12 protein-coding genes are annotated in these 14,164 nt (G+C 63.2%); 9 read left to right on the forward strand and 3 right to left on the reverse strand.

The window, feature by feature from the left end; translation table 11 throughout:
* Nucleotides 1–4: 4 nt before the first annotated feature.
* From AC1RT2_RS05935 to AC1RT2_RS05945, 3 genes are all read right to left on the reverse strand, one after another.
* Nucleotides 5–1,300, reverse strand: coding sequence for an amidohydrolase family protein (locus AC1RT2_RS05935; RefSeq protein ID WP_493100251.1), 1,296 nt, complete (start codon nt 1,298–1,300; stop codon nt 5–7).
* 220 nt (nt 1,301–1,520) lie between these two features.
* Entirely contained in the window at nt 1,521–2,321 is an 801-nt protein-coding gene (locus AC1RT2_RS05940; RefSeq protein WP_493100253.1) for an aldolase, read from the reverse strand.
* Nucleotides 2,322–2,497: 176 nt separating this feature from the next.
* Nucleotides 2,498–3,394 (reverse strand): LysR family transcriptional regulator, encoded by an 897-nt coding sequence (locus AC1RT2_RS05945; RefSeq protein WP_069058726.1) that lies wholly within the window; start codon nt 3,392–3,394, stop codon nt 2,498–2,500.
* 162 nt (nt 3,395–3,556) lie between these two features.
* On the opposite strand from AC1RT2_RS05945, the gene AC1RT2_RS05950 reads away from it, so the two are divergent.
* The 9 genes from AC1RT2_RS05950 to AC1RT2_RS05990 all read left to right on the forward strand — a co-directional run bounded on the left by AC1RT2_RS05950 (nt 3,557) and on the right by AC1RT2_RS05990 (nt 14,163).
* On the forward strand, nt 3,557–4,948 hold the full coding sequence (locus AC1RT2_RS05950; protein ID WP_493100255.1) for a nucleobase:cation symporter-2 family protein: 1,392 nt from the start codon (nt 3,557–3,559) through the stop codon (nt 4,946–4,948).
* A 62-nt stretch (nt 4,949–5,010) separates the two neighbouring features.
* Nucleotides 5,011–5,874 carry an FAD binding domain-containing protein gene (locus AC1RT2_RS05955; protein ID WP_493100257.1) on the forward strand — a complete coding sequence of 288 codons (864 nt, stop codon included), beginning with the start codon at nt 5,011–5,013 and terminating at the stop codon, nt 5,872–5,874.
* Nucleotides 5,871–6,353: a (2Fe-2S)-binding protein gene (locus tag AC1RT2_RS05960; RefSeq protein WP_069058729.1), complete on the forward strand. Its 483-nt coding sequence runs from the start codon at nt 5,871–5,873 to the stop codon at nt 6,351–6,353. Before AC1RT2_RS05955 ends, AC1RT2_RS05960 begins: the two co-directional genes overlap by 4 nt.
* On the forward strand, nt 6,350–8,656 hold the full coding sequence (locus AC1RT2_RS05965) for a xanthine dehydrogenase family protein molybdopterin-binding subunit (RefSeq protein WP_493100259.1): 2,307 nt from the start codon (nt 6,350–6,352) through the stop codon (nt 8,654–8,656). Before AC1RT2_RS05960 ends, AC1RT2_RS05965 begins: the two co-directional genes overlap by 4 nt.
* Nucleotides 8,653–9,846: a CobW family GTP-binding protein gene (locus AC1RT2_RS05970; RefSeq protein WP_493100261.1), complete on the forward strand. Its 1,194-nt coding sequence runs from the start codon at nt 8,653–8,655 to the stop codon at nt 9,844–9,846. The genes AC1RT2_RS05965 and AC1RT2_RS05970 overlap by 4 nt, the downstream gene beginning before the upstream one ends.
* A 401-nt stretch (nt 9,847–10,247) precedes the next feature.
* A complete protein-coding gene (locus tag AC1RT2_RS05975) occupies nt 10,248–11,171 on the forward strand; it encodes an amidohydrolase family protein (protein ID WP_069058732.1) in 924 nt (307 codons plus the stop codon).
* A 17-nt stretch (nt 11,172–11,188) separates the two neighbouring features.
* Nucleotides 11,189–12,133: an amidohydrolase family protein gene (locus tag AC1RT2_RS05980; protein WP_493100263.1), complete on the forward strand. Its 945-nt coding sequence runs from the start codon at nt 11,189–11,191 to the stop codon at nt 12,131–12,133.
* Between the two features lie 65 nt (nt 12,134–12,198).
* Nucleotides 12,199–13,572: a UbiD family decarboxylase gene (locus tag AC1RT2_RS05985; RefSeq protein ID WP_493100265.1), complete on the forward strand. Its 1,374-nt coding sequence runs from the start codon at nt 12,199–12,201 to the stop codon at nt 13,570–13,572.
* A gap of 3 nt (nt 13,573–13,575) precedes the next feature.
* Complete coding sequence (locus AC1RT2_RS05990) at nt 13,576–14,163, forward strand: UbiX family flavin prenyltransferase (protein ID WP_493100267.1); 588 nt, start codon at nt 13,576–13,578, stop codon at nt 14,161–14,163.
* The last annotated feature ends 1 nt before the right edge of the window (nt 14,164 follow it).

The following is a 14,164-nucleotide window of genomic DNA, read 5'->3' on the forward strand; positions in this document are numbered from 1 at the left end:
TTCCCTATGCATCCTCCTGCGAGCGGATAGTTTCTGTGGCGCTGTGCGAGACCAGCCGCCCCTTCGAGAAGACGAAAGCACGGTCCGGCCCACCGGCAACCAATGTGTCGGTGTCGATGCAGTCCGTTATGATGAAGTCGGCGCGCGCACCGGCCTTGAAGCCATAGTCCTTGCCAAGGCCCATCAGGCGGGCCGGCGCGGTAGTGATCATGCGGTGGGCGGCGGCAAGTTCGTCGCCGCGCAGATGTCCGGCCAGCAATGTCCAGCGGGCGATTTCCAGCATGTCGCCGGAGCCGGTCGGCACGAACGGGTCCTGGATATTGTCCGAGGCCGTGGCGATGGTGACGCCGGCCCGGTACAGTTCGGCCACGCGGGTCAGGCCGCGCGGCGGCAGCATCTCGGCATCGCGACCCTGCAGGTAGAGGTTTGCCGCCGGCAGCGTCACCACGCCGACATCAAGCGCCAGCATGCGCTCGGCGATGCGCTGGAAATCCGAGCGGGGCAGGGCGCTCAGCACGGAGACATGGCTGAACACGGTGCGCCCCTGCATGCCAAACCGCTCGACCCGTTCGAGGGCGGCATCCAGCAGATGCACATCGGCCCTGAGGTGCTCATCGAGATGCAGGTCGACCGGCTTTCCGGCCTTCACGGCGGCGGAAAACAGCATGTCGAGGTAACGCGGTGGGTCCTCGGAGACGGCGGGCGTGCCGCCCACGGCATCGGCCAGTGCCACCGCGCCGTCGATGTTCTTTGCCAGCCAGTCGAAATCCTGGCCGGGATGCGGCGTCATGAAGGCGACGAGCTGGAGGGTGATGCGGTCTCTTTCGGCATTACGGACACCGGCCAGCGTCTCGATGCCGTGGAAGCCGGCATCCTTGTCGACGTTGATGTGGCTGCGGATGGCCGTCGTGCCGCGTGACAGACATCGCTCGATGGTGCGCGTGGCACGCTTGAGAATATCGTCCGGGCCGGCGGTGCGGGCATATTTGGCGAAGGCTTCGCGGGCCCCCTGCAGCGTGCCGGAGGGGTTGGGCGTGAAGCGCAGCACGCCCGTCTTGTCGAGGTGCTGGTGCGCATCGAGGAAGCCGGACGAAACCAGCATGCCGGTGATGTCCACGCAGGCGCCGCAGCTGCCGGTGTCGAGGTAGGGCTCGACGGCGACGATGCGCCCATCTGCTCCAACGATGATGTCGCTGAGCGATTGCGAACCGTCGTCGTGAATGACGGTTCCGCCCGTGAGCGCAAAGGACTGGCCGGGTGCCAGATTTGCAAGCGACGCAGTTTGAGTATCACGTACCATTCGTCCCCACCTTCTTGTTATGGCAGAAAACAAAGCACGGGCGATTAGTTAAAACAAATTCATTATTTCAATTATTTAATGAAAAAACAGTAATAATCGCAGGTGCTAAGGTTTCTCGCAGTCGCGAAATTTCCTCTGGAAAGACAAGCGCAATCAAGGGATTGGAAATTCTCCGGATCAGCGCCGATGGCACGGCCGGCGGCGCCATCTCCTCGAAAATTCAGTGCCGATATTGCGGTTCTTCCGCGTCGAGTTGCCGGCGGATGGCGCTGAGATGGGCGCTCGCGGAGGCGGCGTCGCCCTCGCGCATCTGCCGGTAGGCGGCTTCCGCGATCGCCGGATCGACCGGGGATACCGTGCGCCCAGTCGACATGGCGAGAACCTGCACCTCGGCCGCCCGCTCGAGATAGTAGAGATCGTCCCACGCCTCGGCGATGGTTGGCGCCAGAACGAGCACGCCGTGGTGCTTCAGGAAGACGATGTCCGCATCGCCGGCTGCCGCGGCAATGCGCGCACCCTCACGGTGGTCGAGCGCCAGGCCGTTGTAATTCTCGTCCACCGCGGTGCGGCCGTAGAATTTGAGCGCCGTCTGCCCGGCCCAAATCAACGGTGGGCCGTCCGTCATGGAGAGGGCGGTGGCGTAGGGCATGTGCGTGTGGAAGGCCACCCTGGCGCGCGGCAGGCGGCGGTGGATTTCGGCGTGGATGTAGAAGGCCGTCGCCTCCGGTGCGCCGTCACCATCGATGACGGTGCCGTCGAAATCACAGATCAGAAGTTTGGAAGCCGTCAGCTCGCGGAAGGCATGGCCATAGGGATTGACGATGAAGAGATCATCGTGCCCCGGCACGACCGCCGAAAAGTGGTTGCAGATGCCTTCTTCGAACCCGTTGCGCGCCGCCATGCGGAAACAGGCGGCAAGGTCTTCCCTCGCGGCACGGATGGCGTCGGAGGAAAGGTCGGGACGATTGGGCTGCGCGGGGGCATCGGAAGGGGCGGCGTTGCCCTTGAGGGAGTGAGCCATGGGTGCTCCTGGTCTGGCGTGGGAGCGGCGGCTGGCCGGAGCACCTATCGGCGCCAGCCTCCGCGCGCAGCAAAAGCCAATGGCCGCTGCGCCCTGCCTGCCCGTGCCTCGCGCGGTCCAGCAGCGCCAGCAGGATAACGCGTGAATTTTCGTGCGGTCAATCGTGCGACGGTCGGCTAATGCACCGACTTCAGCAGGAAATCGCGAAACCGCCGCGCGGCGGGAGACAGCGAGCGTGTCCGCTTCTGGATCAGGCTGACCTCGCGCTTGATATGCGGCTCGGTGGGTGTGCGCACGATGAGCCCCATCGAGGTCGCCAGCCGCGTGACTGCCGAGGTCATGATCGCAACGCCGAGGCCACCCTCGACCATGCCGATGATCGTCAGCGGCAGCGCCACCTCCTGCATCGCCTTGTCGAGCGGCAGGACGATGCCGTTGCGCACCAACTCGCTTTCCAGCCGGTCGCGTATGGGGTTGCCGCGTTGCGGGCCGATCAGTTTGCAGTCGGCAAGATCGGTCCAGCGAAGCTCCGACAGCTTTACCAGCGGGTCTTCGGGGTGGAGGACCACCAGGAATTCGTCCGTGGTGAGGCGCGTACCCATAAGCTCGGTGTCGTCATCCGGCACCGTGCCGATGCCGACATCCACCGAACCGTTGGCGACCTGCTCCAGCACGGCCTTTTCCGCCACATCATGCAGCGCGACCTCGATTTCCGGATACAGCTTGGTGAAACCGAAGACGAGCTGCGGCAGCATCAGGGCCGCCTGAACCGTGCCGGCCGCAACGGAGACCTTGCCGCGCCGGAGTGCATTCAGCTCCCGCGAGCTTTCCACCATGCCCTCGATGTCCGAGACGGCGCGCGCGGCGATCGGCAGGATGTCCATGCCTGCCTGTGTGAGGCGCAGCAGTCGCGTGTGCCGGTCGAAGAGGCGCAGATTGAGGTTCGTTTCCAACTGACGCACCAGCGTGCTGACGGCCGATTGCGACGAGCCGAGCTTGTCGGCGGCCAGCGTGAACTGTCCGAGATTGGCCACGGTGACGAAGGCCCGAAGTTGCTTAAGCGTGATGTCCATGGCGATCAATTCATTCAATTGTTGGATGAATAAATATAATTATGCCGATTGTTTACTGATTTGGCCAGCCGCATGATCCGCATCGTACGGCGTGCGGTGACAAAACCACGAGGCCAAGAAGCCCGCACCGCGCCGGAACGCTATTCGCTGGGAGGAAAGCGAATGACCAAACCTGTAACGACGGATCCCGTCGAAAAGATGTATCCGGTCCCGAGCCTCGTGGCTCTGGGCCTGCAACACGTTCTCGTCATGTATGCCGGCGCGGTCGCCGTGCCGCTTATTATCGGCAGCGCGCTTCACCTGCCGAAAGAACAGATCGCCATGCTGGTCAGTGCGGACCTGTTCTGTTGTGGCATCGTCACTATCATCCAGGCGCTCGGCATCGGTAATGTCGGCATTCGCCTGCCGATTATGATGGGGATCGCCTTCACGGCCGTCCCCTCGATCATTGCGACCGGCACCAATCCGGAACTCGGAATGCCCGGCGTCATTGGCGCCGTCATAGGCTCGGGTATCTTCACGCTTCTCGCCGCGCCGTATTTCGGCCGATGGGTACGGTTCTTCCCACCGATTGTCACCGGCACGGTCATGCTGATCATCGGCCTCTCGCTGATGCGTGTCGGCGTGAACTGGGCGGCCGGCGGGCAGCCGATGATTAGGGGGCCGGAAGGCATGATCCCCAACCCGGCCTATGGTGCGCCCTTCGCGCTCGCCGTGGCCTCGATCGTGCTCGTCTCGATCCTGCTTTTGACGCGGTTCCTGAAGGGCTTCCTGGCCAATCTTGCCGTGTTGCTCGGCATCTGTATCGGCTTCGCCATCGCGGTTGTAGCCGGCAAGGTCAGCTTCGCCGGGGTAGGGGATGCCAATTGGGTGCAGATCATCCACCCGCTCGCCTTTGGCTGGCCGATCTTCGAGTTCTGGTCGATCTTCTCGCTCTGCGCGGTCATGACGGTCATGATGGTCGAGTCGACCGGGCAGATCCTTGCGGTCGGCGACATGGCGGGCCGCAAGATTTCTCAGGCGGACCTCGCCCGCGGCCTCCGCACCGACGGCGTCGGCAACATTATCGGCGGCATCCTCAACACCTTCACCTACACCACCTATGCGCAGAATGTCGGCCTGCTGCAGATCACCGGCGTCATGAGCCGCTGGGTGGTGGCAACGGGTGGCGTCATCCTGATCCTGCTTGGTTTGCTGCCGAAGGTCGCCTTCATCAGCGCATCCATCCCGAGCTACGTGGTGGGTGGTGCAGCGATCGTGATGTTCGGCATGGTCTCGGCCACCGGCGTCAAGATTCTCGCCAAGGTGGATTTCACCAACAACCGGCGCAATCTCTACATCGTGGCCGTCAGCGTCGGCCTCGCCATGGTGCCGGTCGTCGCGGACAGGATCTTCGACCAGCTGCCCGAGGCAATGGAGAAGTTCCTGCACAGCGGCGTGCTCGTCGGCACCTTTGCCGCAGCGCTCCTCAACATCCTCTTCAACGGCATCCCCGCGAAAGAGACCGAGGAGACGAACCTCAAGAACGGTGCACCGGCGGCCGATCCGGCCTGACGCGCAACCGACAATAGTCCGGCGGCGCTGAGCCGCCGGAGCCCCGAACCAAGGGAAATCCCATGAGACGCTTTGAATACCATCGGGCGGAAACGCTGGAGCATGCCTCGCGCCTTCTTGTCGAGCTTGGCGACGACAGCTTCCTGTTTGCCGGCGGAACGGACCTGTTGGTCGAAATCCGGGAGCGGCTGCGCCGCGTGCGCAATGTCATCGACATCAAGCCCATCCCCGGCCTCTCCGACATCACCTATGACGAAGCGCGCGGCCTGACATTTGGCGCGCTGGTGACTGTGGGACGGCTCGAGCGCCTGCCACTGGTGTGCCAGCGCTATCCGAACCTGCGCGCGGCCTTCGCGTCGCTCGGCTCCATCCAGGTGCGCAACCGCGCCACGGTTGTCGGCAACATCTGTCGTGCCTCGCCGTCGGCGGACACGATCCCGCCGCTGATCGCCGATGGCGCCTTCGTGCACATCTACAGCCGCACCAACATGCGGGTGGTCCCGCTTGCCGAATTCTTCACCGGACCTGGCAAGAGCGTGCTCGCCAAGGGCGAGATCGTCACCGGCATCACCGTGCCGCCGGCGCTGGACAACAGCGGCAAGGCCTATCTGAAACATGGACGCCGCAAGGCGATGGAACTGTCCACCGTCGGCGTCGCCGTCAGCCTCACCATGGAGGACGGCCTCTGCAACGACATCCGCATCGCACTCGGCGCCGTTGGCGCGACCGTGCTGCGGGCACCGGAGGCCGAAGCCTTGCTGCGCGGCACAGCGCTCGATGCGGCGACGATCAAGAACGCGGCGAACAAGGCGATGGAAGAGTGCACGCCGATCAGCAACGTGCGCGCCAGCGCCGATTACCGCCGCGACATGGTGGGCGTGTTGACTGGCCGCGCCATCAAACAGGCACTGGAGGCTTTTGCATGAAACGGATCGTCGAACTCACCATCAATGGCGAGGCGCGCGACATGGCGGTGGAGACCTGCTGCTCGCTGCTCGACGCGCTGCGCGACGATGTCGGCCTTACGGGCACCAAGAAGGGCTGCGACGTCGGCGATTGCGGGGCCTGCACCGTGCTGGTCGACGGGGAGCCGGTCAATGCCTGCCTGATGCTCGCCGTCGAGGCCGAAGGCCGCTCGGTCGAGACGGTCGAGGGACTGCAGCCCAGCGTCGATACGCTGCATCCCTTGCAGGATGCCTTCATGCAGCACGGCGCCTCGCAATGCGGCTTCTGCACGCCGGGCATCCTGATGATGGCCAAGAAGCTGCTTGCCGACAATCCGCGTCCGACCGACGAAGACATCCGCTTCGGCCTCAGCGGCAATATCTGCCGCTGCACCGGCTACACCAAGATTTTCGACGCGATCAAATCCGCCGCGCGCGAGATGGAGGCTGCAAGATCATGAACATCAACACCCCTATCGAAGAGCGCGAATTCAAGATCGTCGGCAAGAGCGTGCGCCGCGACGACGTGCTGGAAAAGGTGACGGGCGAGGCCGAATATACCGGTGACGTCAAGCTCGCCGGCATGCTGTACGGCAAGACCAAGCGCGCGACCGTCGCCCACGCGCGTATCAAGAGCATCGATGTCAGCAAGGCGCTCGCCTATCCGGGCGTCAAGGCCGTGCTGACGCACGAAAACGTGCCGCGCGTGCTGCATTACGGCTCGCCGCATCCGCGCTCGGCTTCGTGTACCAAGGACCAGTATATCCTCGATGACAAGGTGCGGTTCTGGGGCGAGGGCGTTGCCGCTGTCGCCGCGATCAGCGAGGAGATTGCCGACGAGGCGCTCGACCTGATCGAGGTGGAATACGAAGCCTTGCCGGCCGTCTTCGAGCCGGAAGATGCGGCCCAGCCGGGTGCCCCGCAGATCCACGAGGTCGGGCCGGGCGGCAACCTGGTGCTCGATCCGGTGCGCGTCAATCGCGGTAACGTCGAGGCCGGTTTTGCCGAGGCGGATTTCGTGCTCGAAGGCACGTTTTCCGGCGGTCGGCCGCATCCGGCCTATATGGAGCCGAATGTCTGCATCGCCGACTGGGACGGCTCGAACAAGCTGACCTTCTGGACCTCCACGCAGTCATCCTTCATGGTACGCGGCATCCTTGCCGAAGTGCTCGGCCTGCCGCTCACCAAGGTGCGCGTGCTCGTCGACCACATGGGCGGCGGCTTCGGTGCCAAGCAGGACTGTTTCCAGCACGAATTTCTGTGCGCGCTACTTGCGAAAGAGACTCGTCGTCCGGTGAAGATGGAATTCACCCGCCACGAGACCTTCATTGCCGGCCGTGCGCGCCACCCCTGCAAGATTTGGCTGAAGCAAGGCTTCAAGAACGACGGCACCCTCGTCGCCCGTGACATGAAGCTGGTCTACGATTCGGGCGCCTATGGTTCGCACGGCCCGGGTGTGACGATCGTCGGCACCACCGCCGCGACCTCGCTTTATCGCTGCGAGAACGTGCGGCTGGAGGGGCGCTGCGTCTACACCAACACGCCGATCAACGGCGCTTTCCGTGGTTATGGCGTGGTGCAGAGCTATTATGCGCTCGACATCCAGATGGACGAGGCCGCCGAACGGCTGGGCATGGACCCGGCGGAGCTGAAGCTGAAGAACGTCGTGCGGGAAGGCGACATCGCGCCGTCGGGTCACCCGATCCTCGGTCACGGGCTGGAAATCTGCCTCCAGCACGGCATCGACGTGCTCGACTGGGAGACGCTGCGCAACCGCGACCGCACGCCGAACCCCAGGCAGCCGCACATCCGCATCGGCTGGGGCGTCGGCTGCGAAATGCACGGTTCCTCCGCCTATCCCGGCATCAAGGAGCAGGGCAACGCCACCGTGAAGGTCAACGAGGACGGCACGGTGACGCTGCTCACCGGGGCGGCCGGCCTCGGCACCGGCGCGCACACCGCGCTGGCACAGATCGTCGCGGAAGAACTCGGCGTGCGCTTCGAGGATGTCGGCACGATCCATGGCGATACGGACGTGGTGCCGTGGGATATCGGCGCTTTTGCCAGCCACACGACCTATCTCGTCGGCACCGCCGCCAAGATGGCCGCCACCAAGGTCCGCGCCGCCGTGCTCGAACGGGCGGCGACGAAGCTGCAAGTCTCGCCCGTCGAACTCGATCTCAGCGAAGGTACGATCTTCCTGAAATCCGACGTCGGCCGTTTCATGACGGTGGCCGAGGCGATGGGTCCGTCGCGTGGCATTCCCGCCGCCAACATCGTCGCGAACGGCACCTACGAGCCGACGAAATCCTATTCCTTCGCCGCGCATTTTACCGAGGTGCATGTCGATACGGAAACCGGCATCGTCGAGGTCAAGCGCGTCATACCGGTGCACGATATCGGCCGGGTCATCCACCCGATCGCAGCGCAGGGTCAGATCGAGGGCGGCATCCAGCAGGGTATCGGTCACACGCTGACCGAGGACTACGTCATCGACAAGAAGACCGGCCGGTCGCTCAATGCCGGCCTCGTCGACTACAAGATGCCGCTCTCCATGGACATGCCGGACATCGAGACGATCATCCTCGAAGCCGCACCCGACCCGGGCGGCCCGTGGGGCGCCAAGGGTGTCGGCGAGGACCCGATCATCGCCATCGGCCCGGCCATCGCCAACGCCATCCACGACGCCATCGGCGTCCGTTTCCACCATTATCCGATCACTCCGGAAGACATCCTGAAAGCACTGAGGGAGAAGGGCGCATGAACATGCATATCGAACCGGCCAACAAGAAGCTCCCCATCACGATCCTCACCGGCTTCCTGGGATCGGGAAAGACGACGCTGCTCAACTACATCCTCACCGAACGGCATGGTCACCGCATCGCTGTGATCGAGAACGAGTTCGGCGAAGTGGATGTCGACAGCGACCTGGTGCTCGCCTCAGACGAGGAAATCTTCCAGATGCAGAACGGCTGCATCTGCTGCTTCGTCGACGTGCGCAACGACCTCATCGACGTGATGAAGAAGCTGCTCAGCCACAAGGACAAGTTCGACCACATCATCGTCGAGACGTCGGGCCTGGCTGACCCGACACCCGTCGCCACCGCCTTTTTCGTCGACCGCAGCGTCGCCGATGAGGTCGATCTTGACGCCATCGTCACGCTTGTCGATGCCATGCATATCGACCAGCACCTCTACGATCCGGTGCTCGACGGCAGCGACAACCAGGCGGTCAACCAGATCGTCGCGGCCGACCGCATTCTCGTCAACAAGATCGACCTTGCGTCAGAAGAAGCCCTCGGCTCGCTCGAAGCATCGCTGCGCAAGCTCAATCAGACGGCGCCGATCCTGCGTTCCACCTATGGCAAGGTGGATCTGTCCAACATCCTCGGCGTCAACGGCTTCCGGCCGTCCTATGTGCGCGAGCGGGCAGAAATCCTGGATATCGACATGGATAATGACCACGACGCGCATGGCCATCATCACCATGAATGCCACGATGCGGCCTGCGACCATCCGGATCACGATCATGGACAACATCACGAATGCCACGACGCGGCCTGTGACCACCCGGACCATGACCATACGCACCATCACGATCATGACCACGGCCACGGCCACCCGCCCACATCCGCCCTGCGCCCGCACAGCCACGATGCGACGGTAAAATCCCACTCCTTCGTCTATCCGCATTCCTTCGACGGCGAGAAGCTTGCCACCTTCCTGAAGGACTATCTCGGCGAGCGCGGCGATGACATCTTCCGCACCAAGGGGATCGTCTCCGTGGCCAATGACGAGCGCTTCTTCGTGCTCCAGGCGGTGCACAAGCTGGTCGATTTTCGCCCGGACCACGCCTGGGGCGAGGACACGCGGAAGTCGAAGTTTGTCTTCATCGGCCGCAATCTCGACCGTGACGGCATAGACCGGAACTTGCGCGCATGCCTTGCGGCCTAGCGGGGCTTCTCCCCTCGTAGATCGCTTGCTCAAGTCCCTGTCTGAACCGCCCGCGCCCCCTCCAGCGCGCGGGCGGGCTTTCCTGTTTTCATAAATTATCATTTAAAAATAATATCTTAGATTGATTTTTTAATTGACATAAAGCCTGCCGCGTGGTTTTTTCGACGTCGAGTAGAAGCACCGACAATTGCTCACCGTCTGTTGGAAGATGAGGCCGCGATGTCGATGCTCACTGTAAAAGGAACACCTGTTGGTTGTGGTTGCCCTGCGGCGTCCGCACCAATTTTCCTTTCCTGTCATCGGCATTTCCTGAGATCGCGCATCCATGCCGGCTTTTCGCCGGCCTGGCGTTTATCGCGCGGCCCCGCATCGACCGGACCCTCTACGACAGGAGAACAAGAATGATCATTGACCTAAGCTGCTACCCCACCGATCTGGTGGACCTGGCTTGGCGCCACGACGGACCGCCGTTCACCGGCGACAAGCTTTTGAAGATGATGGACGGCCCGTACTATGTGAACGGCAAGCCGCGCCGCATCGACAAGGCTTTCATCCAGCCGCCGCAGGGCAACACCATCTACACCCATGAAGTCATGGACCTGGAAGGCAAGGCCGCCATCCGCCAGTACATGGCCTATACGGAAAAGATGGTGACGGAGCATCCCGACCGTTTCCTCGGCTGCTTCGTCTACAACCCGCGCTACGGCACGCAGAACGGCGCCGAAGAAATCGAACGCTACGCCAAGGAATTCGATTTCAAGATGGTGCAGCTGCAGGCGAACATGCACGCCTACCGCCCGGACCGTGCGCTCGACTGGCTGCGTCCGGCCCTGAAGAAGTGCGCCGAGCTCGGCCTGATGGTGAAGGTGCACACCGGCGACGGTCCGTACTCGATCCCGACGGAATTCTACCCGATCATCCGCGAGTTCCCGGAAGTGAACTTCATCCTTGCGCATTTCGGCGTGCAGACCGGTGGCGTCTACGTGTTCGAGCCGATGCAGATGGCGCTGGATACGCCGAGCGTCTACGTCGAATCCGGCTGGTGCCTCCAGTCCCGCATCGTCGAATTCGCCAAGGTGCTGCCCAAGCACAAGATCCTCTTCGGCTCCGATACGCCGCCGAACGAGCCGGGCATGTGGATCAACCTTCTGGAAGTCCTCTGCCACGAGCCGCCGCAGGGCCTCAACCTCGATGAGGATACGCTGGAGGATTACCTCGGTAACAACACCGCCCGCATGATCGGTCTCGAGCCGACCAAGCCGCCGGCAAGCGTCGAAGAAGCCGAGGCGTATCTGCGCCAGCACGGCGTCTCGCTCGCCGCGTAAACTGAACGGAGTGAACAATGATTATCGATACCCATCTTCACCCGACGAACCTCGTGGACGAGGCATGGCGTCATACGGGTTCGCCCTTCACCGGCGAGCGCATGCTGAAGCTGATGGACGGCCCCTATATGATCAACGGCAAGCCGCGCCGGATCGACATGGGCTTCATCCAGCCACCGCCGGGCAATACCGGCTACCGTGACGGCAACCGCAAGGGCCGCGACGGCATCCGTGACTACATGGCCTATTGCGCCGAGCTGTGCCAGACTTACCCGGACCGCTTCATCGGCAACTTCAACTACAACCCGCGCTGGGGCCCCGAAAACGGCGCGGCGGAGCTGGAATTCCACGTCAAGGAATACGGCTTCAAGATGCTGAAGCTACACGCCAACATGCACGGCTACCGTCCCGACCGTGCACTCGACTGGCTGCGCCCGGCGATGAAGAAGTGCGCCGAACTCGGCGTGGTCGTGCTCATCCACACCGGCGACGGTCCGTACACCATCCCGACGATGTTCTACCCGATCATCCGCGAGTTCCCGATGGTCAACTTCATCATCGGCCATTTCGGCATCCAGACGGGCGGCAACTACTCGTTCGAATCCTTCTGGATGGCGATGGATACGCCGAACGTCTACTGCGAATCCGGCTGGTGCTTCCAGTCGCGCATCGTGGAGTTCGCCCAGCAGCTGCCGAAGAACAAGATCGTCTTCGGCACGGACAGCCCGCCGAACGATCCGGGCATGTGGCTGCGCGAACTGGAAGTGCTCTGCAAGGACCCGCCGCACGGCATCAACCTCTCCGAGGACGATCTGGAAGGCTATCTCGGCAACAACATCGCCAAGCTCGTCGGCATCGACCCGTCGCCGCCGCCGCGCGACGTGAAGGACGCCCAGGCCCGCCTGACGGATTCCTACGCCGGCGTCGATCGCGCCACCGGCAGGCATCTGGAATTCGCCTGACCTAAACAAAGCAAAGGCGGCGCCCTCGTGGCGCCGCTATCCACCCGCAGCATCGAGGCCGAGACATGACCCAGTACCACAAGCAAGACGTCCGCCGTTTTCTGGCCGACTACCAGGCGGAACATCCCGAGGACGTCGTCACCATCGACCGGCCGGTCTCGGACGATCAGGACGCCACGGCGCTGATCTGGAACCTTGCGGAGAAGGGCCAGCATCCGATGCTGCATCTCAAGGATGTCAGTGGCATTGGTAGTCCTGTGATCTGCAACATCTTTGCCTCGCGCGACCGCATCGCCCGTCTTTTGGGCTCGACGGCGGAAAACCTGCATGAGGCCTATCAGGCCCGCTCCAACCGGCCATTCACGCCGGAGATTCTTGAAAGCGGCCCGATCACCGAGGAAATCATCTCCGGCGACGCCGTCGATCTTCACGCGCTGCCGATGCTGAAGCACTTCGATACCGACCGTGCGAAGTACATCACCAGCGGCATCATCATCGGCGAGCACCCCGAAACCGGAGCCGGCAATCTCAGCTACCACCGCGCGATGATCCATTCGAAGAATTCGCTGGCCACCTCGCTGCATTCGCGCGGCCATCTCTGGCGCCTGATGAACATGGCGAAGGAGAAGGGCGAGCCGATGCCGGTCGCCATGGTGATCGGTGGCCATCCGCTGTTCATGATCGCTGCCTCCGCCCGCCTAGCCTTCGGCGAGGACGAGCGCGATGTCGCGGGCGGGCTGATGGGCGAGCCCTTGCAGGTCGTGCGCACGCCAAAATATGGCATTCGCGTTCCGGCCCATGCCGAGATCGTGCTCGAGGGCGTGCTGGATCCCGAGGCCCATGTGGAGGAGGGGCCGTTTGGCGAGTTCACCGGCTATTCCTCCGACCGCTCGACCAACAACCTCTTCACCGTCGAGACGATCATGCGTCGGCGCGATGCCATCCTCGTCTCCGTGGCGGGTGGCAATTCGGCCGAACACCTGAACCTCGGCCGCGTGCCGCGCGAAGCGGAAGTCGTGGAGAAGCTGAAGGCGCGCTTCCCCTCCATCACCGCCGTGCACTACCCGTCCTCCGGCACCCATTTCCACGCCTACATCGCGATGAACCAGACGCGCGAGGGCGAGGCCCGTCAGATCATGCTCGGCCTGCTCGGCTGGGACCAGTATCTGAAGACCGTCGTCGTGGTGGATGCCGACGTGGACATTACCCGCGACAGCGAGGTGCTCTGGGCGCTTGCCACCCACTTCCAGCCGCACAAGGATGTCGTCATCATCGAGGGCCTGCCGGGCAATGCGCTCGACCCGTCGGCAAGCGGTATCGGCACGACCTCTCGCATGGGCCTCGATGCGACGCGCGGGCCGAATTTCCATGGCGTGCGGGCCCGCATCAGCGACGAGGCTTCGGCCCGCGCTGTAGCCCTTCTCAAAAGCGTGGGATAGGTCATGACGACGCGGCCAAGACGCATGATTGTCGGCATTTCAGGCGCTTCCGGCGTGGTCTACGGCAAGCGCATCCTCGAAGTGCTGCGCGACCTGGAGATCGAGACGCATCTCATCATGTCGCGTGCTGCGTGCATCACGCTTGCGGCCGAGGCGGATTTTTCGAAGCAGGACCTGGAAGCGCTGGCGACGAGCACCCATTCCAACAAGGATATCGGCGCGGTCTGTTCCTCCGGCTCCTACAAGACGCTCGGCATGATCGTCGCCCCCTGTTCTGTGAAGACGCTCGCCGAGATCGCCACCGGCACGACCGACAACCTGCTGTCGCGCGCCGCCGACGTGGTGCTGAAGGAACGTCGCCGCCTCGTGCTGATGCTGCGCGAGACGCCGCTCCATCTCGGCCACATCCGCAACATGGCGCAGGTGACGGAAATGGGCGGCATCATCTATCCGCCGGTGCCGGCCTTCTACGCCAAGCCGCAAAGCCTCGCCGACATGGTCGATCACACCGTCGGCCGCGTGCTCGACCTCTTCGACCTGGACCCCGGCATCGTGCGCCGCTGGCAAGGTACGCAAGACGGGGTGGCGTGAA

Source organism: Shinella sp. GW821-FHT11G07 (genome assembly GCF_058808115.1).

Excerpts from the sequence above, each read along its gene's own strand:
- AC1RT2_RS05935 (WP_493100251.1), bottom strand. The coding sequence starts at position 1,300 with ATGGTACGTGATACTCAAACTGCGTCGCTTGCAAATCTGGCACCCGGC.
- AC1RT2_RS05975 (WP_069058732.1), top strand. The coding sequence starts at position 10,248 with ATGATCATTGACCTAAGCTGCTACCCCACCGATCTGGTGGACCTGGCT.
- AC1RT2_RS05970 (WP_493100261.1), top strand. The coding sequence starts at position 8,653 with ATGAACATGCATATCGAACCGGCCAACAAGAAGCTCCCCATCACGATC.
- AC1RT2_RS05985 (WP_493100265.1), top strand. The coding sequence starts at position 12,199 with ATGACCCAGTACCACAAGCAAGACGTCCGCCGTTTTCTGGCCGACTAC.
- AC1RT2_RS05965 (WP_493100259.1), top strand. The coding sequence starts at position 6,350 with ATGAACATCAACACCCCTATCGAAGAGCGCGAATTCAAGATCGTCGGC.
- AC1RT2_RS05955 (WP_493100257.1), top strand. The coding sequence starts at position 5,011 with ATGAGACGCTTTGAATACCATCGGGCGGAAACGCTGGAGCATGCCTCG.
- AC1RT2_RS05980 (WP_493100263.1), top strand. The coding sequence starts at position 11,189 with ATGATTATCGATACCCATCTTCACCCGACGAACCTCGTGGACGAGGCA.
- AC1RT2_RS05990 (WP_493100267.1), top strand. The coding sequence starts at position 13,576 with ATGACGACGCGGCCAAGACGCATGATTGTCGGCATTTCAGGCGCTTCC.
- AC1RT2_RS05960 (WP_069058729.1), top strand. The coding sequence starts at position 5,871 with ATGAAACGGATCGTCGAACTCACCATCAATGGCGAGGCGCGCGACATG.
- AC1RT2_RS05950 (WP_493100255.1), top strand. The coding sequence starts at position 3,557 with ATGACCAAACCTGTAACGACGGATCCCGTCGAAAAGATGTATCCGGTC.
- AC1RT2_RS05945 (WP_069058726.1), bottom strand. The coding sequence starts at position 3,394 with ATGGACATCACGCTTAAGCAACTTCGGGCCTTCGTCACCGTGGCCAAT.
- AC1RT2_RS05940 (WP_493100253.1), bottom strand. The coding sequence starts at position 2,321 with ATGGCTCACTCCCTCAAGGGCAACGCCGCCCCTTCCGATGCCCCCGCG.